Origin of the sequence: Puerhibacterium puerhi (genome assembly GCF_009846865.1) — a bacterium.
Taxonomy (GTDB): Bacteria; Actinomycetota; Actinomycetes; order Actinomycetales; family Cellulomonadaceae; genus Puerhibacterium; species Puerhibacterium puerhi.
Genome location: NZ_WUWN01000002.1, coordinates 94,867 through 118,116 on the forward strand (window position 1 = coordinate 94,867; position 23,250 = coordinate 118,116).

The 23,250-nt window shown below is 75.6% G+C and carries 23 protein-coding genes and 2 tRNA genes; 15 read left to right on the top strand and 10 right to left on the bottom strand.

All coding sequences use genetic code 11. The features are described 5' to 3' along the window. Positions 1 to 8 precede the first annotated feature (8 nt). Complete coding sequence (locus GSF02_RS02165) at positions 9 to 473, top strand: ribose-5-phosphate isomerase (protein ID WP_159792285.1); 465 nt, start codon at positions 9 to 11, stop codon at positions 471 to 473. A gap of 1 nt (position 474) precedes the next feature. Then, positions 475 to 1,515: an Fpg/Nei family DNA glycosylase gene (locus GSF02_RS02170; RefSeq protein WP_159792287.1), complete on the top strand. Its 1,041-nt coding sequence runs from the start codon at positions 475 to 477 to the stop codon at positions 1,513 to 1,515. Between the two features lie 78 nt (positions 1,516 to 1,593). Here GSF02_RS02170 and GSF02_RS02175 read toward each other — a convergent pair whose 3' ends face one another. Continuing rightward, on the bottom strand, positions 1,594 to 2,607 hold the full coding sequence (locus tag GSF02_RS02175; RefSeq protein ID WP_201308735.1) for a phosphotransferase: 1,014 nt from the start codon (positions 2,605 to 2,607) through the stop codon (positions 1,594 to 1,596). A gap of 90 nt (positions 2,608 to 2,697) precedes the next feature. Between GSF02_RS02175 and GSF02_RS02185 the strand changes: the two genes are divergently transcribed. Then, positions 2,698 to 3,165: an MGMT family protein gene (locus GSF02_RS02185; protein ID WP_408003849.1), complete on the top strand. Its 468-nt coding sequence runs from the start codon at positions 2,698 to 2,700 to the stop codon at positions 3,163 to 3,165. Between the two features lie 16 nt (positions 3,166 to 3,181). Here the strand turns inward: GSF02_RS02185 and GSF02_RS02190 are convergent, their stop codons facing one another. Then, on the bottom strand, positions 3,182 to 4,315 hold the full coding sequence (locus GSF02_RS02190; protein ID WP_159792291.1) for an LLM class F420-dependent oxidoreductase: 1,134 nt from the start codon (positions 4,313 to 4,315) through the stop codon (positions 3,182 to 3,184). A gap of 187 nt (positions 4,316 to 4,502) precedes the next feature. On the opposite strand from GSF02_RS02190, the gene GSF02_RS02195 reads away from it, so the two are divergent. The 5 genes from GSF02_RS02195 (at position 4,503) to GSF02_RS02215 (ending at position 7,843) form a co-directional block, all read left to right on the top strand. After that, on the top strand, positions 4,503 to 5,234 hold the full coding sequence (locus tag GSF02_RS02195) for a hypothetical protein (protein WP_159792293.1): 732 nt from the start codon (positions 4,503 to 4,505) through the stop codon (positions 5,232 to 5,234). Continuing rightward, complete coding sequence (locus tag GSF02_RS02200) at positions 5,227 to 5,529, top strand: winged helix-turn-helix domain-containing protein (protein WP_159792295.1); 303 nt, start codon at positions 5,227 to 5,229, stop codon at positions 5,527 to 5,529. Before GSF02_RS02195 ends, GSF02_RS02200 begins: the two co-directional genes overlap by 8 nt. 92 nt (positions 5,530 to 5,621) lie before the next feature. Continuing rightward, the gene (locus GSF02_RS02205; RefSeq protein WP_159792482.1) at positions 5,622 to 6,566 is read left to right on the top strand and encodes an ABC transporter ATP-binding protein; all 945 of its coding nucleotides are present in this window, start codon (positions 5,622 to 5,624) and stop codon (positions 6,564 to 6,566) included. Then, a complete protein-coding gene (locus GSF02_RS02210) occupies positions 6,563 to 7,378 on the top strand; it encodes an ABC transporter permease (protein WP_159792297.1) in 816 nt (271 codons plus the stop codon). Before GSF02_RS02205 ends, GSF02_RS02210 begins: the two co-directional genes overlap by 4 nt. A 54-nt stretch (positions 7,379 to 7,432) precedes the next feature. Then, positions 7,433 to 7,843, top strand: a complete 411-nt coding sequence (locus GSF02_RS02215; RefSeq protein WP_159792299.1) for an MmcQ/YjbR family DNA-binding protein — start codon at positions 7,433 to 7,435, stop codon at positions 7,841 to 7,843. On the opposite strand, the gene GSF02_RS02220 is transcribed toward GSF02_RS02215, so the two are convergent. The 5 genes from GSF02_RS02220 to cysK all read right to left on the bottom strand — a co-directional run bounded on the left by GSF02_RS02220 (position 7,820) and on the right by cysK (position 11,882). After that, entirely contained in the window at positions 7,820 to 8,761 is a 942-nt protein-coding gene (locus tag GSF02_RS02220) for a CPBP family intramembrane glutamic endopeptidase (RefSeq protein ID WP_159792301.1), read from the bottom strand. The genes GSF02_RS02215 and GSF02_RS02220 overlap by 24 nt on opposite strands. After that, positions 8,758 to 9,756 (bottom strand): DUF1648 domain-containing protein, encoded by a 999-nt coding sequence (locus tag GSF02_RS02225; RefSeq protein ID WP_201308736.1) that lies wholly within the window; start codon positions 9,754 to 9,756, stop codon positions 8,758 to 8,760. The genes GSF02_RS02220 and GSF02_RS02225 overlap by 4 nt, the downstream gene beginning before the upstream one ends. Beyond that, positions 9,753 to 10,118 carry a GntR family transcriptional regulator gene (locus GSF02_RS02230; protein WP_159792303.1) on the bottom strand — a complete coding sequence of 122 codons (366 nt, stop codon included), beginning with the start codon at positions 10,116 to 10,118 and terminating at the stop codon, positions 9,753 to 9,755. The genes GSF02_RS02225 and GSF02_RS02230 overlap by 4 nt, the downstream gene beginning before the upstream one ends. A gap of 145 nt (positions 10,119 to 10,263) precedes the next feature. Beyond that, positions 10,264 to 10,875 carry a serine O-acetyltransferase EpsC gene (gene epsC / locus GSF02_RS02235; RefSeq protein WP_159792484.1) on the bottom strand — a complete coding sequence of 204 codons (612 nt, stop codon included), beginning with the start codon at positions 10,873 to 10,875 and terminating at the stop codon, positions 10,264 to 10,266. Positions 10,876 to 10,946: 71 nt separating this feature from the next. Then, positions 10,947 to 11,882 (bottom strand): cysteine synthase A, encoded by a 936-nt coding sequence (cysK, locus tag GSF02_RS02240; protein ID WP_159792305.1) that lies wholly within the window; start codon positions 11,880 to 11,882, stop codon positions 10,947 to 10,949. Between the two features lie 695 nt (positions 11,883 to 12,577). Here cysK and GSF02_RS02245 point away from each other — a divergent pair. Next, complete coding sequence (locus tag GSF02_RS02245) at positions 12,578 to 14,896, top strand: DEAD/DEAH box helicase (RefSeq protein WP_201308737.1); 2,319 nt, start codon at positions 12,578 to 12,580, stop codon at positions 14,894 to 14,896. Here GSF02_RS02245 and GSF02_RS02250 read toward each other — a convergent pair. Continuing rightward, positions 14,868 to 14,938: transfer RNA gene (locus GSF02_RS02250), tRNA-Gly, on the bottom strand. The genes GSF02_RS02245 and GSF02_RS02250 overlap by 29 nt on opposite strands. Before the next feature lie 134 nt (positions 14,939 to 15,072). Here GSF02_RS02250 and GSF02_RS02255 point away from each other — a divergent pair. Both GSF02_RS02255 and GSF02_RS02260 read left to right on the top strand, forming a co-directional pair. Then, positions 15,073 to 15,146 (top strand) — tRNA-Pro (locus GSF02_RS02255). A 647-nt stretch (positions 15,147 to 15,793) separates the two neighbouring features. Then, positions 15,794 to 15,997, top strand: a complete 204-nt coding sequence (locus tag GSF02_RS02260; RefSeq protein ID WP_159792307.1) for a cold-shock protein — start codon at positions 15,794 to 15,796, stop codon at positions 15,995 to 15,997. Positions 15,998 to 16,121: 124 nt separating this feature from the next. Here GSF02_RS02260 and GSF02_RS02265 read toward each other — a convergent pair whose 3' ends face one another. Together GSF02_RS02265 and GSF02_RS02270 are read right to left on the bottom strand one after the other, a co-directional pair. Beyond that, complete coding sequence (locus GSF02_RS02265; RefSeq protein ID WP_159792309.1) at positions 16,122 to 17,150, bottom strand: fatty acid desaturase family protein; 1,029 nt, start codon at positions 17,148 to 17,150, stop codon at positions 16,122 to 16,124. Between the two features lie 467 nt (positions 17,151 to 17,617). Continuing rightward, positions 17,618 to 18,082, bottom strand: a complete 465-nt coding sequence (locus GSF02_RS02270) for a hypothetical protein (RefSeq protein ID WP_159792311.1) — start codon at positions 18,080 to 18,082, stop codon at positions 17,618 to 17,620. Between the two features lie 264 nt (positions 18,083 to 18,346). On the opposite strand from GSF02_RS02270, the gene tig reads away from it, so the two are divergent. The 4 genes from tig to clpX all read left to right on the top strand — a co-directional run bounded on the left by tig (position 18,347) and on the right by clpX (position 23,017). Then, positions 18,347 to 19,906, top strand: a complete 1,560-nt coding sequence (tig, locus tag GSF02_RS02275) for a trigger factor (protein ID WP_159792488.1) — start codon at positions 18,347 to 18,349, stop codon at positions 19,904 to 19,906. A gap of 255 nt (positions 19,907 to 20,161) precedes the next feature. Next, positions 20,162 to 20,785 (top strand): ATP-dependent Clp protease proteolytic subunit, encoded by a 624-nt coding sequence (locus GSF02_RS02280; protein WP_159792490.1) that lies wholly within the window; start codon positions 20,162 to 20,164, stop codon positions 20,783 to 20,785. Between the two features lie 41 nt (positions 20,786 to 20,826). Continuing rightward, positions 20,827 to 21,534 (top strand): ATP-dependent Clp protease proteolytic subunit, encoded by a 708-nt coding sequence (locus GSF02_RS02285; RefSeq protein WP_159792492.1) that lies wholly within the window; start codon positions 20,827 to 20,829, stop codon positions 21,532 to 21,534. Between the two features lie 208 nt (positions 21,535 to 21,742). Next, positions 21,743 to 23,017 (top strand): ATP-dependent Clp protease ATP-binding subunit ClpX, encoded by a 1,275-nt coding sequence (gene clpX, locus GSF02_RS02290; protein ID WP_159792312.1) that lies wholly within the window; start codon positions 21,743 to 21,745, stop codon positions 23,015 to 23,017. Positions 23,018 to 23,250: the final 233 nt, after the last annotated feature.

Genomic DNA, 23,250 nt, shown 5'->3' on the forward strand with positions numbered 1-23,250 from the left:
ATGGCGGCATGCGCCTGCACATCGCCACGGACCATGCCGGCTTCGAGCTCAAGACCCACCTCCTGGAGCACCTGCGCGCCGAGGGCCACGACGTCGTGGACCACGGGGCCTTCGAGTACGACGCCCAGGACGACTACCCGGCGTTCTGCATCGCGGCGGCCGAGGCCGTCGTCGCGGAGCCCGGCTCGCTCGGCATCGTCATCGGCGGCTCCGGCAACGGGGAGCAGCTGGCCGCCAACCGCGTCCCCGGCGTGCGGGCGATCCTGGCCTGGTCGATCGAGACGGCGAAGCTCGGGCGCCAGCACAACGACGCCAACGTGGTCTCGGTCGGCGGGCGCATGCACTCGCTCGAGGAGGCGACGGCGATCGTCGACGCGTTCGTCGCCGAGCCGTTCAGCGGCGACCCGCGCCACCAGCGCCGCATCGATCAGATGACCGCCTACGAGGCCCGGCGGTCGGGCGCGAGCGCCTGACGTGCCCGAGGGCCACACCGTCCACCGCCTCGCGCGGGCGTTCGACGCGCTGTTCGCCGGCGAGCGCCTGGCGGTGACCAGCCCGCAGCGCCGGTTCGCCGCCGGCGCGGCGCTGCTCGACGGGGCCCGGCTGGTCGCCGCCGAGGCGTGGGGCAAGCAGCTGTTCCTGGGCTTCGCGCCCGACGGCGGCGCGGACGGTGCGGCGCGGGCAGGCGCCGAGCGGTGGCTGCGCGTCCACCTCGGCCTCTACGGCGCGTGGACCTTCGCCGGTGACGGCACCGCCGCGGTCGTGCACGCCATCGGCGCACCGCGCCGGCGGATCGGCGAGCGCGAGACGGTGCCCGCCGGTCCCACGCCGGCGGCCGCGGACGGCGCCGCGCAGTGGGCGCCGCCCGCCCCGCGCGGCGCGGTGCGCGTGCGGCTGCGCGGCGCGCACGCCGTCGCCGACCTCACCGGCCCTACCGCCTGCGAGGTCGTCACGCCCGAGCAGAAGGCCGCCGTCGAGGCGCGGCTGGGCCCCGACCCGATCCGGCCGGACGGCGGCCGCGCCTCGCTCGAGGCAGCCCGCGACGACTTCGTCGCCCGGGTGCGGCGCTCGCGGGTGGTGGTGGGGCAGCAGCTCATGGACCAGGCGGTGGTGGCGGGCGTCGGCAACATCTACCGCGCCGAGGCGCTCTACCGCGCGCGGCTCGACCCGATGCGGCCGGGCCGCGACGTCGACGCCGAGACGCTGCGCGGCATCTGGGACGACCTCGTGGTGCTCATGCGCGACGGCGCCGACCACGGCGCGATCGTCACCACCCGTCCGGAGCACCGCGACGCGGCCGGCGCGGCGGCCGCCGGCGCGCCGGCGGACGCGGCGGGCGCGCCCCGGCGCCGTACGCGGCAGAACACCGACGGCACCCCGGGGGCGGTGCCGGCCGAGGACGCGTTCTACGTCTACCACCGCGACGGGCTGCCCTGCCGGGTCTGCGGCACCCCGGTGCTGGTCAAGGAGCTGGCGGGGCGCAACCTGTTCTGGTGCGCCGCCTGCCAGGTCTGACCCGCCCGGCCGGGGCCGCCGGCCCGGACGGGCCCGGGCGCGCGTGTGACCGGCCTGCGGCGCCTGGCCGCGCGGCGGTCAGACGTCCTCGAGCACCCGCGACAGGTGCCGCAGCGGCGCCTCGCCCCAGTCGGCGACCTCCGCGTCGGTGGCCCCGACGAGGCAGTCCCACCACGTGAGGCTCCGGTTGACCGCGTGGGTCACCCCCGCGGCGCGCAGCAGCGCGTCCCAGCCGGCGTCGTCGGCGGCGCCCCAGGCGGCGCGCGCCGCGGCGAGCGCGGGTGCCGGGTCCAGCCCGGAGGCGCCGATGACGGCGCGCGGCACGACGAGCGCCTCGAGCGGGTGGGCCCACTGCGCGTCGCCGAGGTCGAACACCCGCAGCCCGCCGGGCGTGGCGAACACGTTGCCCGGGTGCAGGTCGCCGTGCTGCAGGCTGGCCGGCAGGGGGTCGGCGGCGAGCAGCCCGGCGGCCGCCGCCACGCGCGGGCGCGCGGCCTCCAGCCGGGCGGCGGCGTCCGGGTCGGGGTGCGAGGGGTGGGCGGCCGGCAGCGCCCGCAGCCGGGCGAGCATGAGGTCGAACCGCGCGGGCACGGTCGCGGGCGAGCAGTCCGGCACGCCGACGGCGAGCACCGCGTCGCGGTGCGCGGCGAGGGCCTGCTGCACCGCGACCCAGGCCGTCAGCACGGCCGCCCAGTCGTCCGGGGTCGGTTCGTGGTCCTCGCGCAGCGTCGCGCCGCGGTCGGCGGTCAGCAGCCAGCCGCGGTCGGCGTCGACGGCGACGGGGGCGTCCGCCGCGCCGGGCACCAGGTCGGCCAGCAGCGCCTGCAGCGCCGGCTCGAACGCCTGCGCGGGGCAGCACGCCTTGAACCAGAACCGCCCGGCCGTGGTGTCCACCACCAGCTGGGTGGACCACGGCCGCACGCGCGGCTGCTCGACGCCGGTCACCCGCGCGTCGCGACGCCCGACGGCGTCGCGCACCCACGCCTCGGCCGCGGCCCGCCACCCGGGGGTGGCGACGGTGACGGAGAAGGGCTCGGCGGCGGCGGGATTGGTGGCGGTGGGCTCGGCGGCGGTGGGCTGCGGGGTGGTCACGGCCCGATCCTGGGGCCGGGGCCGCCTGCGCGGCCAGCGATTTGTGGCGGAGGCTCGTCGCCGTCGCGGCGAGCGGCCTACGCTGGCCGCGTGACCTGGCCCTTCGGCGCCCCGTACCCGGTGGACGAGCCCGGCGACGGCTCCGGCGACCCCGCGGCGCTCCCGCCAGGGTCGCCCGAGGAGTACGCGGCCGCCGTGCTCGACGTCGTGCGCCAGGTCCCGTCCGGCCGGGCCACGACGTACGGGCTGGTCGCGGAGGTGGTGGCCGAGACGCTGCACCGCGGCGGCCCGCGGCAGGTGGGGCGGGTGCTGGCCGGCTCCGGCGACCGCTACGCGCACCTCGTGCCCGACGGCGCCGTCGTGGTGGGCCCGGCGGTCGACGACGGCGTGCCGTGGTGGCGGGTGGTCAACGCGGCGGGCGCCCCGCCGGCGCACCTGGTGACCGCGGCCCTCGACGCCCTGCGCGCGGAGGGGTGCCCGCTGGCGCGCGACGGCCGGCGGGTCGACCTGCGCCGGGCGGTCTGGTTCCCCGGCATCGACGACGCGCCGGCGGACTGACGCAGCCGGGCGGGCGTCAGGCCTTGCGCGGCGCCACCCGCGCCAGCGCCGACGCGGCGGTCGCGCGCACGCGGCCGGCGGCCGACGTCGTGCCGTCCGGGCCCGGCGCGCCCTGCGCGGCGCCGAGCACCGTGAGCACCGAGGCGGGGTCGCCCTGCAGCAGCATGGTGGTCAGCGCGGTGCCGTCCCAGCGTGCCAGGTCGCGCGCCACCTTCTCCGCCGGCCCGACGAGGGCGATCTCCTCGACCAGCTCGAGCGGCACCGCCCGGGCGGCGTCGTCCTTGCGCCCGGCGAGGTAGAGGTCCTGCACCTCGTCGAGCGCCTCGGCGTACCCGAGCCGGTCGAGCGACGCCTTGTGGAAGTTGGCCTCCTTCGCGCCCATCCCGCCGGCGTAGAGCGCCACGTGCGGCCGGATGACGTCCGCCGCGGCCTCGACGTCGTCGCGCACCACCACCGGCACGGTGGCCAGCACCTCGAAGCCGCTCGCCGGCGAGCGCTCCTCGCGGCGGACGGCGAAGCCCTCGGCGAGCAGCTCGCGGAACGTCGCGTCCATCCGCGGGGCGTAGAAGCCGGCGAGCCAGCCGTCGGCGATCTCGGCGGCGAGCGCGACGTTGCGGGGGCCCTGGGCGGCCAGCACGATCGGGATCTCCCGGCGTCGCGGGTGGACCGTGGGCCGCAGCGCCTTGCCCAGGCCGGTGGCGCCGGGCGCGTCGGCGGGGAGCGGCAGCCGGTAGAAGTCGCCGTCGTAGGTCACCGGGCGCTCGCGGGCCACCACCTCGCGCACGACGTCGACGAACTCCCGCGTGCGGGCCAGCGGCCGACGGTACGGCTGGCCGTACCAGCCCTCGACCACCTGCGGGCCGGACGCGCCGAGGCCCAGCACGAACCGGCCGCCCGAGAGGTGGTCGAGGGTGAGCGCGTGCATCGCAGTGGCGGTCGGGGTGCGCGCGGCCATCTGCGCGATGCCCGTGCCCAGGCGCACCCGCCGGGTGCGCGAGCCCCACCAGGCCAGGGGCGTGAAGGCGTCGGACCCGTACGCCTCGGCGGTCCACACGGAGTCGAGGCCCAGCGCCTCGGCCGCCACCAGGGCGGGCACCATGCCCGTCGGGGGCCTGCGGGACCAGTAGCCGGTCTGGATGCCGATGCGCACGGGTGGCTCCTCGTCGAGTCGGATGCCCGGGACGCGCCGTCCCGGGTAACGCCGACCCACCCTAGCGCGGCCGGGTCTCGACACGACGTCCGAGATGGTGCAGACTAGTTTGCAGCACAAACCACTCTGCAGAGCCGCACCCCACACCGACGCCCGGCAACCCGCAGCACCGACCGAGAGGAACCCCATGACCGACGACGCCCGCACCGGCAGGCCCGACGAGCCCGGCGAGGTGACGCTCGACGCGGCGGCCAGCCTGCGGCTCATCCGCGAGCAGCAGGAGCGCGCGCGCGCCGCCACGGAGCCGGACGGGCGCGCCCTCTATGCCGCGTGGGGCGCCGCCTGGCTCGTGGGCTACCTGTGCCTCTGGTCGAGCTCGCGGCGCACGGCCGACGGCGCGGCCGGCGCGTCCGGGCAGCCCGAACCGTGGGCGTTCGCCGTCTTCGGCGGCGCGATCCTCGCTGCGGTGGCCTTCACCATCGTCCACACCGTGACCCGCACCGCCGGCACCCGGGGAGCCAGCGCCCGCACCGGCGCCCTTTACGGCTGGGCGTGGTTCCTAGGCTTCCTCGCGATCGCCTTCATCCAGGGCGGGCTCGCCCGCGCCGGGGCGAGCCCCGAGGTGATGGGCCTGGCGAGCAACGCGACCGCCTGCCTCGTCGTCGGCCTGCTCTACCTCGCCGGCGGCATGGTGTTCGGCGAGACCCGGCTCTACGTGCTCGGCGTGTGGATCCTGCTGGTCGCGGCCGTGGCCTCGTTCGTCGGCATCCCGCTGACGTACCTGGTGATGGCGCTCGCCGGCGGCGGCGGGTTCCTGCTGCTCGCGGCGCTGGAGCAGGTGCTGCGGTCCCGGCGCCGGCGCGCCGGCCGCGCGGCGGCGCCGTCGGTGGTGGCGGGGGAGGGGCCGTCCCGTGCCTGAGGCCCTGGACCCCGTCATCCACGCGCCCGCCCGCCTGCGGCTGGTCGCGACGCTGGCCGCCCTGCCTGCCGGCGACGAGCTGTCCTTCCCCAAGCTCCGCAAGCTCCTCGAGATGACGGCCGGGAACCTGTCCACCCACCTGCGCAAGCTCGAGGACGCCGGCTACGTGGCCGTCACCAAGACCCACGAGGGCCGCACCCCCGCCACCTACGTGGCGCTGACCCCGCGCGGTCGGCGCGCCTTCGACGACTACACCGAGGCCCTCGACGCCCTCCTGAAGGGAGCCGGATCGTGACCACCCCGCCCAGCCCGCACGCCCCGCCGCGGCACACCGCCGCCGCACCCACCGCCGCACCCACCGCCGCGCCGGTGATCGAGGTGACCGGCGTGACGCGCCGGTTCGGCACCGTCGTCGCGCTCGACGACGTCTCGCTCGCCGTCGCGCCGGGCGAGCTCGTCGGCCTGCTCGGCCCCAACGGCGCCGGCAAGTCGACCCTGCTGTCGCTGGTGAGCGGCCTGCGCCGGCCCGACGGCGGCGCGGTGCGCCTGCTGGGCGGCGACCCGCGCGACGCCGCGTCGCGCCGTGGCTTGGGCATCACGCCGCAGGAGAGCGGCCTGCCCGCGACCCTCAGGGTGCGCGAGGTCGTGGACTTCGTCGGCGGGCACTACCCGGACCCGGTGCCCACCGGCGAGCTGCTCGAGCAGTTCGGCCTCGCCGACCTGGCGCGCCGGCAGACCGGCGCGATGTCCGGCGGGCAGAAGCGCCGCCTGGCGGTGGCGCTCGCGATGGTCGGCCGCCCGCGCGTCGTGCTGCTCGACGAGCCGACCACCGGCCTCGACGTCTCGGGGCGCCAGGCCCTGTGGGAGGCGGTGCGCGCGTACCACGCCGGGGGCGGCACCGTGCTGCTGACCAGCCACTACCTCGAGGAGGTGCAGGCGCTCGCGCAGCGCGTCGTCGTCATCGACCAGGGCGTGGTGCGCGCCGACGCGCCGCTCGAGCAGATCCTGCGGCAGGTGTCGCTGCGTCGAGTCGTCGTGCACAGCGCGCAGGACCTGTCCGGCCGCCCGGGCGTGGTGCGCGCCGAGCGCGACCCCGGCAGCGACCGGCAGGAGGTTTACACGCCCGACGCCGACGCGCTGGTGCGCGACCTCGTGCTGTCCGGCGTCGCGTTCAGCGGGCTGGAGGTCCGCGGGGCGAGCCTGGAGGAGGCGTTCGAGCAGATGGTGGCGCACGACGGCGCGGCGCGGCGCGCCGCGGGCGCGATGGGCACGACGGTGGCAGCGACGTCAGCCACGACGGCGGTCACGACACAGCAGGGGGCAGCCCGATGAGCACGACGACGCGCGCGACGCCGGCCACGTCGGCGGCCGGGGCGGGCCGGCCCGCCGGTCCGGGGACGCTCCGGCTGACCTGGCTGCACCTGAGGTACCAGTTCCTCGAGACGGTGCGGGTGCCGATCGCGGTGCTGGGCAACCTGCTGTTCCCCGCCCTGGCGATGTTCTTCTTCGTGGTGCCGCAGGAGGCCGTCGCGGGCGACCCGGTGGCGGCGACCACGGCCGTGGCCTCGCTGAGCCTGTTCGCCGTCTGCTCGGCCAGCCTGTTCACGTACGGCCTGGGCGTGGCGGAGGACCGCCAGCTGCCGTTCGACCCGTTCCTGCGCTCGCTGCCGGCCGGGCCGGCGCCGCGGATGGTCGCGCGCATCGGCAACGGCGCGGTCTTCGCGCTGTTCGGGCTGGTGCCGCTGACGGTCATCGGCTGGCTGTTCACCGAGGCCGGCGTCGCCGCCGTGCGCCTGCTGGCCGGCGTCGGCACGATCCTGCTGGTCTCCGTGCCGTTCGTGCTGCTCGGCATGGCCGTGGGCTACGCGCTGCCGGCCAAGGCCGCGCTGCCCGTGGTGCAGGTGATCCTGTTCCCGCTCGCCTTCGCCGGCGGGCTGTTCATGCCGCCGCAGCTCTTCCCGGCGTGGCTGGACGGGATCTCCATGGCCACGCCGACGCGCGCCGGGCGCGACCTGCTGGTGCAGGCCCTCACCGGGCAGCCGGCGTACGGCGCGGCCTGGGCGGTGCTGGCCGGGTGGGTCGTGGTGCTGGCCGCGCTGGCGGTCACCGCCTACCGCCGCGACGAGGGTCGCCGCTTCCGCTGACGGCGGTGCGCGCGACCACGTGCCGACCGGGGCCCCTGCGGCTACGGTCGGCACGTGGTCAGCGTCGACGACGTCGCGCGGCTCGCGGCCGCGCTGCCCGGGGTCGAGGAAGGCACCTCCTACGGACACCGCGCCTGGCTCGTGGGCGGGCGGCGGTTCGCGTGGCTGCGCCCGTTCTCGAAGGCCGACGTGCGCCGCTTCGGCGACCGGCCCGTGCCGGCCGGCCCGGTCCTCGCCCTCGCGGTCGAGGACCTGGGGGAGAAGCAGGCGGTGCTCGCCGAGCACCCGGCCACGTTCCTCGACATCCCGCACCTCGACGGCCACCCGGTCGTGCTGGTGCGTCTCGACGCCGTCGGCCCCGAGGAGCTCGCGGAGGCGCTCGAGGACGCGTGGCTGGCCACGGCGCCCGCGCCGCTCGCCCGGGGCCACCGGGCCGACGGCTCAGGCCACAGGTCGGGGGCGTAGCGCCCCCCGTGCCACCAGCAGCGCGAGCACCAGCGCCGGCACGATCCACCCCGACCAGCCGAGGATCGTCGCGTGGACGGTGTCGACCGTCTCGCCCGCCCGCGCCAGCACGACGCCGAGCCCGGCGGCGGCGTTGACGGTGCCGTGCCCGAGCGCCGCCGGCCACACCGAGCCCGACCGCTGCCGCACCCACGCGAGCAGGCCGCCCACCACGGTGCACATGCCGCACATCGCCGCCAGCGCGACCGCGGGGTGCGCGCCGGGGTAGTTGTAGCCGAGCAGCAGCAGGGGAGCGTGCCACAGCCCCCACACCACCCCGGAGACGAGGACCGCCGGGACGGTGCCGAGCGGCAGCAGGCGCGGGAACAGGTAGCCGCGCCACCCGAGCTCCTCGCCGGCCGCCGGCACCGTGTTGATCACGGACCCGATCGCGACGTTGACGAGCTGGCCGGCCAGCACGAGCCCGAGCGGCGCCGCGACCGGCGGGGCGCCCAGGGCGGCGAGCTGCGCGTCGAGCACGGCCTGCAGCCCGGACAGCCCCGTGAAGTCCGCGGGGTAGACGCCGAGGGCCGCCCCGACCGGCAGCGCGACCACCACGGCGCCCAGCAGCACGCCGAGCGCGATCGCCGCCCAGCCCAGGATCGCGGCGACCGACCGGCCCCGGGAGACCGCCCCGAGCCGCGACCACACCGCGCGCTCGCCGTCGACCCACCGCACGGTGACGAGGGCGGCGACCGCCGGCGTCGTCATCACCAGCAGCGACAGCGGCAGGAACAGCGGGCTGGCCAGCCCGCCCGTGGCGTACAGCGGGGCGGCGGCGAGCCAGCCCAGCGCGCACGCCAGCGCGACGAAGACGACGGGGCCGCGCCAGCCGGCGGGCCCGGCGGCCGGCGGGATGGGGGCGGTGCGGCGGCTCATCGCGCCCGCTCCGCCATCGTGTTGAGCAGCGCGGCGGCGGTGGCGGCGTCGTCCACCGTGACCACCAGCGAGCGGCCGCCGGAGCGCTCCACGAGGAGGCCCTCGCCCGCCCGCAGCACCACGCCGACCCGGCCGTCGCGCCCGATGCGCCAGCCCCAGCCGCCGAAGTCGCCGAACGGGCGCACCTGCACCACGGAGGCCCGCTCGATCTCGTCGGCGGGCACGTGCGACCGCGGCCAGCCGAGCGCCGAGCGCACCGTCAGTCCCGTCGCGTCGACCCGGACCGTGAAGGCGAACATCGCGGCCAGCACGAGGGCGAGGACGAGCGGCACCACGAGGGTGCCCCAGGTGCCGCTCGCCAGGGCGCTCGACACGGCGACGAGCACCGCGACGGCGCCGATCGCGATGCCGACGCCGCCGGCGGCCCGGCGCAGCCACACGGCCCGCTCGCCGTCACCGAGCGGGACGCGCGGGGCGTCCGCCGGGACCGGGCCGTCGGCGCGGCTCGGCGGGTCGCCGGGCACGGCGAACCAGGCCGCCGCGCCGAGCGCGACCATGGCGGCGAAGGACAGCGCCGTCGCGGTGCCGGGGTTGGGGGCGTCCGCCGCGTCGGCCAGCCCGCGCTGCGCGGCGAGGCTGCCGGGCACCAGCACGGCCATGAGCGCGCTCAGGCCCACCGCCCCGGCCGCCGCGACCTTCCGCGCGGCCGCGGACTGCCCGGCCCGGACGCCGATCGCGACGAACAGCGCGACGAACGCCGCCGACGTCCCGACCATGACCGCCAGGTCGGCCTCGAGGCTCATGAAGCCGTCGGCGCGGGCGCCGGACCAGTGGCTCGCGACCGGGTCGGGCAGCTCGTCGCGCCAGCCCCACGCGACGGCCGCCGCGACGACGGCGAGGGCCAGGCCGACGCCGCCCGCCACGAGGACGGGCGCGTGCCGGCGGGAGGTGCCGCGCCTCGCGCGCCACCGTCGGGTCGTCGTCCTCGGGGTCATCCCTTCAGCGCCTCCTTGAGCAGGGTGGTGGTGGCCTCGGTGGACAGGCCGGCGCCGCGTGCCGCGTCGACGAACGCGGCGAGCGCGCGCTCGACGACCGACAGGTCGCGGCCGGCCGTCCCGGCGCCCTGGACGACGACGGCGCCGCGCCCGCGGCGCAGCTCGAGCACGCCGTCGTCGCGCAGCTGCTGGTAGGCGTGCAGCACCGTGTGCACGTTGACCTCGAGCGAGGTGGCCAGCTCTCGGGCGGCGGGCAGGCGCTCGCCCGGCGTGAGCTCGCCGCGGGCGAGCGCCAGGTGCACCTGCGCGACGAGCTGGGCGTACAGCGGCTCCTCGGCGGCGGGGTCGACGGTCCAGAGCACACGGTCACCCTAGTTGTTCTATGTCAATGCGAACAACCTGCCGCGCCGGGCCCGGAGGTACGACGACGGGGGTGCGGCCGGGCGGCCGCACCCCCGTCGCGGGCGGTGCTGCGGCGCGGGCCCGGCCGTCGCCGGGCCCGGGCGCTCAGATCATGTACTCGATGAGCAGCGCCGGGTCGGCGTGCTTGTCGCGCTCGGCCGCTGGGCGGCGGGGCATGCGCACCTGGGCCGGGACGCCGAGCGCCACCGCGCCCGCCGGCACGTCCTTGACCACGACGGCGTTCGCGCCGACCTGCACGTCGTCCCCGAGCGTCACCGGCCCCAGCACCTTGGCGCCGGCGCCGACCATGACCCGGTCGCCGAGCGTGGGGTGGCGCTTGCCGCGCGTCATCGACCGCCCGCCCAGCGTGGAGCCGTGGAACAGGATGCAGTCGGAGCCGATCACGGCGGTCTCGCCGATCACCACGCCCATGCCGTGGTCGATGAACAGCCGCCGGCCGATCACCGCCCCGGGGTGGATCTCGATGCCGGTGACGAACCGCGCGACCTGCGACAGCAGCCGGGCCGCCAGCCGCAGCGGCGGGTGGTGCCACATCCGGTGCGAGAGCCGGTGCACCCACAGCGCGTGCACCCCGGGGTAGCCCAGGGCCACCTCGAGGCGTGTGCGGGCCGCCGGGTCGTGGGCGTGCGCCGCGGCGAGGTCCTCCTGGAGGATCTCCCACAGGTGGCGCAGCCCCGGGCGGTGGCCCGGCGGCATGGGGTGCTCAGGCTCGGCGGCGGGGCGACCGTCGAGGGTCGCCTCCCGCACGGCGCGCAGGTCGGTCAACGTCAGTCCAGCAGGTCGGAGTACAGGATGGTGGACAGGTAGCGCTCGCCGAAGTCCGGGACGACGACGACGATCGTCTTGCCCGCGTTCTCCGGGCGGCCGGCCACCTCGGCGGCCGCGGCCAGCGCCGCGCCCGAGGAGATGCCCACGAGCAGGCCCTCCTCCTTGGCCGCGCGCCGCGCCCACTCGACCGACGTCTCGGCGTCGACGTCGACGACCTCGTCGTAGGCCTTCGTGTCGAGCAGCTCGGGCACGAAGTTGGCGCCCAGGCCCTGGATCTTGTGCGGGCCGGGGGAACCGCCGTTGAGGATCGGCGACTCCTTGGGCTCGACGGCCACGATCTGGATCCCCGGCTTGCGCTCCTTGAGCACCTGCCCGACGCCGGTGATGGTGCCGCCCGTGCCGATGCCGGCCACGACGACGTCCACGGCACCGTCGGTGTCGGCCCAGATCTCCTCGGCCGTGGTGCGGCGGTGGATCTCCGGGTTCGCCGGGTTGGCGAACTGGCGCGCCAGGATCGCGCCGGGGCGCTCGGCGACGATGCGCTCGGCCGTGGCGACGGCGCCCTTCATGCCCTCGGCGCCCGGGGTGAGCACCAGCTCGGCACCGTACGCGCGCAGCAGGGCGCGGCGCTCCTTCGACATCGTCTCCGGCATGGCCAGCACGACCTTGTAGCCGCGGGCCGCGCCCACCCACGCCAGCGCGATGCCGGTGTTGCCCGACGTGCCCTCGACGATCGTGCCGCCCGGCTTGAGCTCGCCGGAGGCCTCGGCGGCGTCGATGATCGCCACGCCGATGCGGTCCTTCACCGAGTTGGCGGGGTTGTAGAACTCCAGCTTGGCGAGCACCGTGGCGCCGAGGCCCTCGGTGAGCTTGTTGAGGCGCACCAGCGGGGTGCCGCCGATGAGCTTGGTCGCGTCGTCGTAGATGCGGGCCATGGTGGGTCGGTCCTTCTCTCTCGGGTCGGTCGTGCGGTGGTGCGTGCGTGCGTGCGTGGGGTGGCGCGTGCGGGGCCGGTGCCGGCGGCGTGCCGGGGCCGCGCGGGAGCCGCGTCGCAGGGGGCTGACGCCTCCAGCCTGGTCACGGGCCGGGCGTCGCGCCACCGGGAGGAGCCGGGGCGGGGGAACGAGCGTCGCACGGGCGCCGCGGCCCGCGCGCCCGAGGGCGGCGGGTCAGGCGTGGCGTGGACGCCCTACAGACAGCGACAGGCGCGCGCCCGGGTGGGGCCGCAGCCCGGAGCGCAGCAGGCGGCGGAGGCGAGGCGGACGACGGCGGCGTGCGTGCGCATGCTCGGCTCCCTCCGTGTCCGCTGGTGAGCCCGGCTCTCGGCCGGCTCGGCTCCTACGGACAACCTAGCCACTCCGACGCCGCCCGCGCCAGGTCGCCGCGCCGCCCGGGCGGGGATGGCGCCGCTCTGCGCGTCGGGGCGCCGGGGTTCACCGGGCGCACGCGGCTGTTCGCGCGTCGGGGTGCCTGGTGCAGGTCTGTTCGGTGATTCGTTGGCTGTTCGGCGATCCGGATCGCCGAACAGCCAACGAATCACCGAACAGACGCTGGGTGTGCCGCGACGCTGGGTGTGCCGCGACGTCGGGTGTGCCGCGACGCCGGGTGCGCCTGCCCCTACGCTCGGGGTGTGCCCGAGCCCCTGCCCGCCGCGCCCGCGGACGTCCCGTCCCGCCAAGCCGCGCGGGAGCTCGTTCGGCGTCACGAGGCGCTCGTCAGCTCGGCCCGCGGGATCCTCGACCACCTCGACGGCACCGTCGTCGCCGTGGCCGCCTGGGTGGCCGACGACGAGCGGCGGCGCGTGCGCGCCGAGCTCGCCCTCGTGCCGGTCGAGCGCCTCGGCGAGACCACCGACCGCAACCTGCGGCTCGCCGCCGTCCAGGCCGCCGGGTACGCGACCGCGGAGGACCTGCTGGGCGTCGGCCCCCAGGAGCTCGACGCCCTGCCCGGCGTGGGGCCGACCACCGCCAAGGCCGTCGTCGCCGCGGTCGACCAGCTCGCCGGTGCAGCCGCCACCCTGCGGCCGCTGCGCGTCGAGGTGGACCGGGCCGGGCTGCCGACCCCCGAGGGCGCCGACCGGCTGCTCGCGCTGCTGCACCGGCTGCTGCGGCTGCGCCCGCTCGTCGAGCCGCACCGCACGGCGCTCACGGACTACGCCCGCACCGCCGGGGCCGCGCTCGCGCCCGCCCGGCGCGCCGCCTCGGCGCTGCGCCTGGCCTTCTCGCTGCCCCGCGCCCGCCGCGAGGCGCGCGCCGCGCTGGCCTCCCTGGCCGCGTGGGAGCCCTGGCTCGCCGCGGCGGACCTGCCGCGCGTCCTCGCCGACCTGCAGGCCGCCGTCGAGCGCCCCGACCCCGGACCATTCGACCTGGCGCGCGACTTCCTCGCGCGCCCGGCCGAGTACTACACCGCACTGGAGGACGTCGTCCCGCAGGCAGCGACGGCGCTAGCGGCGCGCGGCCTGCTGCCCGCCGACCTCGTCGAGCGGGTGGAGGCCCGGCCCCTCGACCTGTCCGCCATGACCGTGGCGCTGCGCGGCTACCAGCAGTTCGGCGCCCGGTTCGCGCTCAACCAGGGCCGCGCGCTGCTCGGCGACGAGATGGGCCTGGGCAAGACCGTCCAGGCGCTCGCGGTGATGTCCGACCTCGCCGCGGCCGGCGAGCGCCGGTTCCTCGTCGTGTGCCCCGCGAGCCTGCTGGCCACGTGGGCGCGGGAGGTCGGCGCCCGCACCACGCTCACCGCCCACCGCCTGCACGGCCCCGGACGCGACGCCGCGGCGCGGGCGTGGCGTGCGGACGGCGGCGTCGCCGTCACCTCCTACGAGGGCCTGGCGCACGTGCCGGTCGACGTCCCCGACGTCGGGCTGCTGGTCGTCGACGAGGCCCACTACGTCAAGAACCCGGCCACCCGCCGGGCCCGCGCCGTCGCGGCGTGGGCGCAGCGGGTGTGGCGGGTGCTGATGCTCACCGGCACGCCGATGGACAACCGGCTGGAGGACTTCCTCGCGCTGGTGCGCGTGCTGCAGCCGGAGCTGGTGGACCGGCTGCCGCGGTCGCTGGCGGTGCTCGGCCCGGACGGCTTCCGCCGCGCCGTCGCCCCGGTGTACCTGCGTCGCAACCAGGCCGACGTGCTCGTCGAGCTGCCCGGCGTGCTCGCCGCGGACGACTGGGTCGAGCCGACGGCCGACGACGCGGAGCACTACCGCGCCGCGGTGGCCGCGGGGAACCTCATGGCGATGCGCCGGGCCGCGTGGGCGGCGGGCGCCGCGGGGCCGCGGCGCTGCGCCAAGCTCGCGCGGCTGCTGGAGATCGTGGACGCGGCCCGCGCGGAGGGCCGCGCCACCGTCGTCTTCTCCTACTTCAAGGACGTGCTCGACGTCGCCGGGCGGGCGCTGGGGGAGCGGGGCGTGCCGGTGCACGGCCCCCTCTCCGGCGACGTGCCCGTCGCCGAGCGGGCGGCGCTGGTGGACGCGTACACCGCCGACGCCGGCGCGCCGGTGCTCCTGGCCCAGGTGACCGTGGGCGGGACGGGGCTGAACCTGCAGGCCGCCAGCGTCGTCGTGCTGTGCGAGCCGCAGCTGACGCCCGCCGCGGAGGAGCAGGCCGTGGCCCGGCTGCACCGCATGGGGCAGGCCCGCACGGTGCGCGCCCACCGGCTGCTGGCGGAGGACACCGTGGACGAACGGATGGTCGAGCTGCTGGCCGGCAAGCGGGAGGTCTTCGACGCCTACGTGCGCGCCTCGTCGGTGGCCGCGGCCACCGCGGCGGTCGACGTGACGACGCCGGGCCTGGCGCGCGAGGTCGTGGCCGCCGAGCAGGCGCGGCTCGGCTACGGGCCGTGGTGGGACGAGGTGGAGGCCGACGTCGCGGCGCCGGGAGGCGCCGCCACGGGCCTCGGGGAGGTGGGCCTCGAGGAGGACGGGGAGCGGGCGACGGGAATCGAACCCGCGTAGCCAGTTTGGAAGACTGGGGCTCTACCATTGAGCTACGCCCGCACGGCTGCGACGGCACCCGCGAGGAGGCGGGGCGTCGAGCGCGGGCCTCACCATAGCAAGAACACCGAGGTCCGCCGTCGGCCGCCCGCGGCCCTAGACTGACCGCGGCCGCACGGGGCTCGCCGCGCGGCCACCGGGGTGTGGCGCAGCTTGGTAGCGCATCTGCTTTGGGAGCAGAGGGTCGCAGGTTCAAATCCTGTCACCCCGACCGGACGAGACGGCTCGGGCCTGCATCACCGCAGGCCAGGGCCGTCGCTCGTTCCGCGGCGCGCGGCGCCTCGGCCTCCCGCCGACGCCCGCCCCGAGCGCCCGGAGGGACGCAGCCGGGCGGCTGCGTGCGACCGTGCCGGACGACATGCTGTAACGTCGGGGGTCGCGCTCTGGTCGTGGAACCCCCACGACGTTTCGGTCCTCAGCATCGGAGCTAGGCCACGCGCGGGGCAGCAGGAGCTGCCGCCAACGATCCCGCGCCACGGAGCGCGGAGCGAGAGCAGAGAACATCACTTCTTCCATCACCTGTCCCACCATCGAACGCCCTGAGGCCGCAACCGCGCCCGGGGGTGCATCTCGACCCCAGGTCGTCCTGCGCCGCGCCGACGACGACCTCTGGGTCGCGACGTCGAACGGCGAGTACGCCGGGCTGGTCACCCAGCTTCCGGACGGTTTCCACGTCCACGACCGCTACACACGACCGCTCCGGGTCGTCGCCGCGCTCGACCACGCGAGCCGGCTCCTCGCCGCTCCGCACGCGCTGGACGGGCCCTCGCGGCGAGACCCCACCAACCACTGGGCCTCACCAGGCGCAGCACCCGGACCCACGCCCGTGGGCCGGTCGCACCGACGAAAGAAGACATCATGGCTACCGGCACCGTGAAGTGGTTCAACGCCGACAAGGGCTTCGGCTTCATCGCCCCCTCCGACGGCACCGCCGACGTGTTCGCCCACTACAGCGAGATCGCGGCCACCGGCTTCCGCTCGCTGGAGGAGAACCAGAGCGTGGCCTACGACGTCGCCCAGGGCCCCAAGGGCCCCCAGGCGACCAACATCCGCGCACTGTGAGCTCATGCCGTCGGCGCGTACCGCGTCGACGGCATGACGCCGGAAGGGGGCCGCGCCGTGCGTGGCCCCCTTCCGCTGTCCGGGCGCCCTGGCGGTGTCCCGCCTGGTGGAACGGACGGGCACGTCAGCGGCCGTACGTGCTGGCGACAGGGCAGGTGAACGGCTCGCGGCCCTGGTTCTCGACGTCGTTGAGGTAGCCGATCACGATCCGGTAGGAGGTGAAGAAGCCGACCTCCGCGTACGGCACCCCGAGCTCCGCGCAGTAGGCACGCACGATCGGCTGGGCACGGCGCAGGTTGGGCCGTGGCATGCTCGGGAACAGGTGGTGCTCGACCTGGCGGTTGAGCCCGCCCATGAGGAGGTCGACGCACCAGCCGCCGCGGATGTTGCGCGACATCAGCACCTGCCGGCGCAGGAAGTCGACCTCGGCGGCGGCCGGCACGACCGGCATGCCCTTGTGGTTGGGGGCGAAGCTGCCGCCCAGCACCACGCCGAAGACGGCCAGCTGGACGCCGAGGAACGCCGTCGCGAGCCCGGGCGGCAGCAGGACGAACAGCAGCCCCACGGACACCCCGAGCCGGGCGAGCAGCAACGGCGCCTCGACCGCCCGGTGGGGGACCGGGGCCCGGCCCAGGACGGTGCGCACGCTGGCGACGTGGAGGTTGAGCCCCTCCAGCGTCAGCAGCGGGAGGAAGAACCACCCCTGCCGACGCGCCGCCCACCGGCGCCACCCGCGCCGCGTGGCCATGACGGCCGGGGTGAAGGCGATGACGCCCGGGGAGACGTCCGGGTCCTTGCCCTCCTGGTTCGGCGCGGCGTGGTGGGCGTCGTGCTTGGCGGTCCACCAGTCGTAGGAGATGCCGACGAGGACGTTCGCGATCACCCGGGCCGTCCAGTCGTTCCACGCGCGGGAGCGGAACACCTGGCGGTGGGCGCACTCGTGCCCGAGGAACGCCAGCTGCGCCAGGACGAGGCCGAGCGCTGCGGCGATCGCCAGCTGCCACCAGGAGCCGCCGACCAGCGCGACCGCCGCCCACGCCGCGACCCAGGCCGCGACGGTCAGGACCAGGTGCGTCCAGTAGTACCCGTAGCGCCGCCGCAGGAGCCCCGACTCGCGCACCCTGCGGGCCAGGACGGAGTAGTCCTGGGTCATGCGGCGCCGCTCCGAGGGCGGGCGCGGTGCTCGGTCCCGGACTGGCGCGGGTGTGACTGCGGCGCCTCGTGCGCCGACGGAGCGCTCGCCACCTTGTCGATCGTTCACGGGGTGCTCCTCCGACGGGGCGCCGCCGCTCGCGCCTGGTGCGTCGAGCCGGCGGGACGGCGCCGCCCCACGTCGGCGACCTCGTGGCGCACCGGGTCGGGCGGTCTCGGGGTGACGTGCCACGGCCCTGCGGCCGGACGCTGGTCCCGAGACGTCGTCGCGCGGGACTCCCGGGCACCCTCGCCGCGGGACGTCGAGGCGGCGTCGACCCGAGGTGGCCGGAGGGAGCCTGCGCACGAGGACCCCGTGCCGGCGTGCCGTCTCCCAGCCGTGCTGCGACCGTACGCACCTCGCTCGGGTGCTCGCCAGGGGAGCCGCCCCGGTCCGCGCCGGGTGGGCACGGCCGACCCGGCGCGCCCTCAGATCCGGTCGCCCGTGGCGCTGGCGTCCGGCCAGCCGCGCAGCCCCTCGTCGCGCACCCGCGCGGCGCCCGGCCGCGCCAGCACCGCCATGCCGACGGCGCCGGCCAGCCCGAGCACGTACAGCGGCGTCGACATCGGGCTGTGCCGGCCCTTCCACACCGGGGAGTCGGTGGCGATCAGGTGGCCGACGGCCATGCCCGCCCCGATCCCGCGCAGCACGTTCTGCGCCACGGGGTCGTTGGCCCGCGCGACCTGGAACGTCGCCCAGCCCTGCACCGCCATCAGCCACACCGGCGGCGACTGGGCGGTGCCGAGGACCAGCGCGTTGAGGGTGTGGTTCTCGGCCGGCGGGGCGACGCCGGCGAGCCTGGGCGGCAGGCCGTGCCGCAGCGAGCGGCTCATACCCACGACGCTGCTGACGAGCTCGGCCGCCGAGACCGCGGCCAGGATGGGAGAAGCCATGACTCCGTCGTAACCCGGCGGTCGCCCGGCCGCACGCGGGGCCGGCGCCGCGTCGCCACCCGTCCGCGTGCGCCGACGTGGTCCGACGGCGCCGAGGGGCGGGGCCGGCGCACGGGTGCCGCCGGCCGCGGTGCCGTAGGATGGACGGGTTGCCCGTACGCCCGTCGTACGGGCGCGCACCCCGCGCCGCTAACGGCAGGCACCGCACGCCTCTCGAGACCCGACGCGCGCGCACGCACCCGATCACAGTTGGAGACCATCGAAGTGAAGAGCGCCGTCGAGACCCTGGAGCCCACCAAGGTCAAGCTGACCGTCGAGGTGGACTACGACGAGCTCAAGCCGAGCATCGACCACGCCTACAAGCACATCGCGGAGCAGGTGACGATCCCCGGCTTCCGCAAGGGCAAGGTCCCCCCGCGCATCATCGACCAGCGCGTGGGCTGGGGCGCCGTCGTCGAGCACGCGGTCAACGACGCGCTGTCCGGCTTCTACGGCCAGGCAGCCTCGGAGCAGAAGCTGCGCCCGCTCGGCCAGCCGTCCGTCGAGGTCACCGAGATCCCCGCCAAGGCCGGCGAGGGCCAGCTGAAGTTCGCCGCCGAGGTTGAGGTCCGCCCCGAGATCGAGCTGCCCGCCCTGGACGGCCTCGACATCACCGTCGACTCGACCGAGGTCACCGACGAGGACGTCACCGAGCGCCTCGACGCCCTGCGCGAGCGCTTCGGCACGCTGGTCGGCGTGGACCGCCCGGCCGCCGAGGGCGACTACGTCGTCATCGACCTCAAGGCCGTCATCGGTGACGAGGAGGTCGACTCCGTGTCGGGCATCTCGTACCAGATCGGCTCGGGCAACATGCTCGAGGGCCTGGACGAGGCGCTCACCGGCCTGTCCGCGGGCGAGACCACCACGTTCAAGGCCAAGCTGGCCGGTGGCGAGCACGAGGGCGAGGAGGCCGACGTCACCGTCACCGCCTCGACCGTCAAGCAGCGCGACCTGCCCGAGGCCGACGACGACTTCGCCCAGCTCGCCTCGGAGTTCGACACGCTCGAGGAGCTCACCGCCGACCTGCGCGAGCAGGTCGCCTCGATCAAGAAGTCGAACCAGGCCGTCACCGCCCGCGACCAGCTCCTCGAGAAGCTGCTCGCCGCCGTCGAGATCCCGGTGCCGCAGGGCGCCGTCGAGGCCGAGGTGCACCGTCACCTCGAGTCCGAGAACCGCCTCGACGACGACAAGCACCGTGCCGAGGTCACCGAGGACGCCACCCAGGCGCTGAAGAACCAGATCCTGCTCGACACCCTCGCCGAGCAGCTGAAGGTCAAGGTCGGCCAGGAGGAGCTCGTCGAGTACCTCGTCCAGGCCTCGCGCCAGTACGGCATGGACCCGCAGCAGTTCATCTCCACTCTCGACCAGGGCGGCCAGATCCCGGCCATGGTCGGCGAGGTCGCGCGCTCCAAGGCGCTGGCCGTGGCGCTGCGCTCGATCGAGGTCAAGGACGCCGACGGCAACGTCGTCGACCTGACCGAGTTCATCGGCACGGACGAGGAGGACGCGGCCGAGGCCCCGGCCGCCGAGGAGTCGGCCGAGAGCGCCGAGAGCGCTGAGTCCGCCGAGAGCGCGGAGTCGGCCGAGTCGGCGGACTCGCCCGCCGAGGCCCCCGCCGAGGAGGCCCCGGCCGAGGAGAAGAAGCCGGCCAAGAAGGCCGCCGCGAAGAAGGCTCCGGCCAAGAAGGCGACCGAGGAGAAGGCGGCTGACGAGAAGCCCGCCAAGAAGCCGGCCGCCCGCAAGACCACGAAGAAGGCGGACGCCGAGGAGACCACCGAGGCCTGACCCGCCCGGACCCCTCGGGGTCCGCGTCGTCCGACGACGGCCCGCACCGCCCGGCGGTGCGGGCCGTCGTCGTCTCCTCGGGTGCGCTCCGCCGCCCGCCGCGACGTCGCGCGCGGGCCGGCTTCCCGGCCGTCGTCGGCCCGCCATGCGCCGTGAGCGAAACCCGGCCCGGCCAGGGACGTTCGGCCGCGACCCGCGCGTTAGGGTCAGGCGACGACGAACGTAAGGAGTACGGACGTGAACGACCTGCTGCGGATGGACGGCACGGGCCCCGTCGGACGTGCCGACGGTGCCAGCCTCGGCCTCAACGACTCCATCTACAACCGGCTCCTGCGGGAGCGCATCATCTGGCTCGGTTCGGAGGTGCGCGACGAGAACGCGAACGCGATCTGCGCGCAGATGATGCTGCTCGCCGCCGAGGACCCGGACAAGGACATCTGGCTGTACATCAACAGCCCGGGCGGCTCGATCACCGCCGGCATGGCGATCTACGACACGATGCAGTTCGTCAAGCCCGACGTCGCGACCGTGGCGATGGGCATGGCGGCCTCGATGGGCCAGTTCCTGCTCTCCTCGGGCGCCAAGGGCAAGCGCTACGCCACGCCCCACGCCCGCGTGATGATGCACCAGCCCTCGGGCGGCATCGGCGGCACCGCCACCGACGTGCGGATCAACGCCCAGCTGATCATGCACATGAAGCAGGTCCTCTCCGAGCTGACCGCCGAGCAGACCGGCCAGCCGCTGGAGAAGGTCCTCAAGGACAACGACCGCGACAAGTGGTTCACCGCCTCGGAGGCGCTCGAGTACGGCTTCATCGACCACGTGGTCGAGAACGTCGCCTCGGTCTCGGGCGGCGGCGGCATGAACAACCAGTCCTGACGCCGCACGGACCAACGCGAAGGAGAACCCCCGTGAGCCACATGAGCCCTGAGCAGTTCGCGGCGACCGCCGGCCGCCTCGCCGGCGACTTCGCCCGACCGGGCGGGATCGGCCTGCCGTACGGCGCCCCGAGCAGCCGCTACGTGCTGCCGCAGTTCGAGGAGCGCACCGCCTACGGCTTCAAGCGCCAGGACCCGTACACCAAGCTCTTCGAGGACCGCATCATCTTCCTCGGCGTGCAGGTGGACGACGCCTCGGCCGACGACATCATGGCGCAGCTGCTGGTGCTGGAGTCCCAGGACCCCGACCGCGACATCGTCATCTACATCAACAGCCCGGGCGGCTCGTTCACCGCGATGACGGCGCTGTACGACACGATGCAGTACATCCGTCCGCAGATCCAGACCGTGTGCCTGGGCCAGGCGGCCTCGGCCGCGGCGGTGCTCCTGGCCGCCGGCCAGGAGGGCAAGCGCCTCGCCCTGCCCAACGCCCGCGTGCTGATCCACCAGCCCGCGATCGAGGGCGGCGCGTACGCGCAGGCCTCGGACATCGAGATCCACGCCAACGAGCTGATCCGCATGCGCGAGTGGCTCGAGAGCACGCTGGCGCACCACTCGGGCCGCGAGATCGACCAGGTCCGCGAGGACATCGAGCGCGACAAGATCCTCACCGCCCAGCAGGCCAAGGACTACGGCCTGGTGGACCAGGTGCTGGAGTCGCGCAAGGCGCCGGTCATCGCCGCGCGCTGACCGCCGGCGCCCGGCGGCGTCGTCACCCCCCGGGTGGCCCGCCGCCGGGCGCGGCCGTCGCCACCGGCCCGACGGCGGGTGACCGCCTGTGGGTGGCTGGCGATACCGTTCGACGACGCACCGGAGCGCCCGGCTGACATGCGCGGGGCGCGTGGTGTGGAATGGAACGAAGGACGTGCAGGACCCCTCGAAGTGAAGGAGACGCCTGGTGGCACGGATCGGTGACGGGGCTGACCTGCTCAAGTGCTCGTTCTGCGGGAAGTCGCAGAAGCAGGTCAAGAAGCTCATCGCGGGCCCGGGCGTCTACATCTGCGACGAGTGCATCGACCTGTGCAACGAGATCATCGAGGAGGAGCTCAACGAGGCCGCCGAGCTCGGCCTGACCGAGCTGCCGAAGCCTCGGGAGATCTTCGACTTCCTCGAGCAGTACATCATCGGCCAGGAGAGCGCGAAGCGGGCCCTGGCCGTGGCGGTGTACAACCACTACAAGCGCATCCAGGCCGCCGAGGCGGGCCGGGACGCCGAGGACGGCGTCGAGATCGCGAAGTCGAACATCCTGCTCATCGGCCCCACGGGCACGGGCAAGACGTACCTCGCGCAGACGCTGGCCAAGATGCTCAACGTCCCGTTCGCCATCGCTGACGCCACGGCCCTGACCGAGGCCGGCTACGTGGGCGAGGACGTCGAGAACATCCTGCTCAAGCTCATCCAGGCCGCGGACTACGACGTCAAGAAGGCCGAGACCGGCATCATCTACATCGACGAGGTCGACAAGGTGGCCCGCAAGGCCGACAACCCGTCGATCACGCGCGACGTCTCCGGCGAGGGCGTGCAGCAGGCGCTGCTGAAGATCATCGAGGGCACCACGGCCTCGGTGCCGCCGCAGGGGGGCCGCAAGCACCCGCACCAGGAGTTCATCCAGATCGACACGACGAACGTGCTGTTCATCGTGGCCGGCGCCTTCGCCGGCCTGGACGACATCGTCGCCTCCCGCGCCCGCAAGCGCGGCATCGGCTTCGCCGCCCCCATGGAGACCGGCGCCGACGAGGACCTGTTTGCCGAGGTGCGCCCCGAGGACCTGCAGAAGTACGGCCTCATCCCGGAGTTCATCGGCCGCCTGCCGGTCATCGCGTCGGTCTCGCCGCTCGACCGCGACGCCCTGGTGCGCATCCTCACCGAGCCGCGCAACGCCCTGGTGAAGCAGTACCAGCGCATGTTCCAGATCGACGGCGTGGAGCTGGAGTTCGAGCCGGACGCCGTCGACGCGATCGCCGAGCAGGCGCTGCTGCGCGGCACCGGCGCCCGCGGCCTGCGCGCGATCATGGAAGAGGTGCTGCAGCAGGTCATGTTCGACGTGCCCAGCCGCGACGACGTCGAGCGCGTGGTGATCTCGCGCGAGGTGGTGCTGGAGAACGTCAACCCGACCCTGGTGCCCCGGGCCAACCCGGTGCGCGGCCGCACGCCGCGCGAGAAGAGCGCCTGAGCCTCTACTCCGGCACGACGAAGGGCCCGCACGCGGAGAGCGTGCGGGCCCTTCGTCGTCCGCGGGTCGACCGGCGTCGGCGGGTCGCGCCGGGCGCGCCGTCGCTTGCCGCGGCTCCAGGAGCTCGGCAGCTTGTCGTGAGCTCGGCACCTCGAGGTGCCGAGCTCACGACGAAGTGCCGACCTCAGCGGTCAGAGAGCAGCGACGCCGGAGCTGGCGGTCAGAGAGCAGCG

Excerpts from the sequence above, each read along its gene's own strand:
- GSF02_RS02165 (WP_159792285.1), top strand. The coding sequence starts at position 9 with ATGCGCCTGCACATCGCCACGGACCATGCCGGCTTCGAGCTCAAGACC.
- GSF02_RS02195 (WP_159792293.1), top strand. The coding sequence starts at position 4,503 with ATGACCGACGACGCCCGCACCGGCAGGCCCGACGAGCCCGGCGAGGTG.
- GSF02_RS02210 (WP_159792297.1), top strand. The coding sequence starts at position 6,563 with ATGAGCACGACGACGCGCGCGACGCCGGCCACGTCGGCGGCCGGGGCG.
- GSF02_RS02220 (WP_159792301.1), bottom strand. The coding sequence starts at position 8,761 with ATGAGCCGCCGCACCGCCCCCATCCCGCCGGCCGCCGGGCCCGCCGGC.
- GSF02_RS02225 (WP_201308736.1), bottom strand. The coding sequence starts at position 9,756 with ATGACCCCGAGGACGACGACCCGACGGTGGCGCGCGAGGCGCGGCACC.
- epsC (WP_159792484.1), bottom strand. The coding sequence starts at position 10,875 with ATGCCGCCGGGCCACCGCCCGGGGCTGCGCCACCTGTGGGAGATCCTC.
- cysK (WP_159792305.1), bottom strand. The coding sequence starts at position 11,882 with ATGGCCCGCATCTACGACGACGCGACCAAGCTCATCGGCGGCACCCCG.
- GSF02_RS02260 (WP_159792307.1), top strand. The coding sequence starts at position 15,794 with ATGGCTACCGGCACCGTGAAGTGGTTCAACGCCGACAAGGGCTTCGGC.
- GSF02_RS02265 (WP_159792309.1), bottom strand. The coding sequence starts at position 17,150 with ATGACCCAGGACTACTCCGTCCTGGCCCGCAGGGTGCGCGAGTCGGGG.
- GSF02_RS02270 (WP_159792311.1), bottom strand. The coding sequence starts at position 18,082 with ATGGCTTCTCCCATCCTGGCCGCGGTCTCGGCGGCCGAGCTCGTCAGC.
- GSF02_RS02280 (WP_159792490.1), top strand. The coding sequence starts at position 20,162 with ATGGACGGCACGGGCCCCGTCGGACGTGCCGACGGTGCCAGCCTCGGC.
- GSF02_RS02285 (WP_159792492.1), top strand. The coding sequence starts at position 20,827 with ATGAGCCCTGAGCAGTTCGCGGCGACCGCCGGCCGCCTCGCCGGCGAC.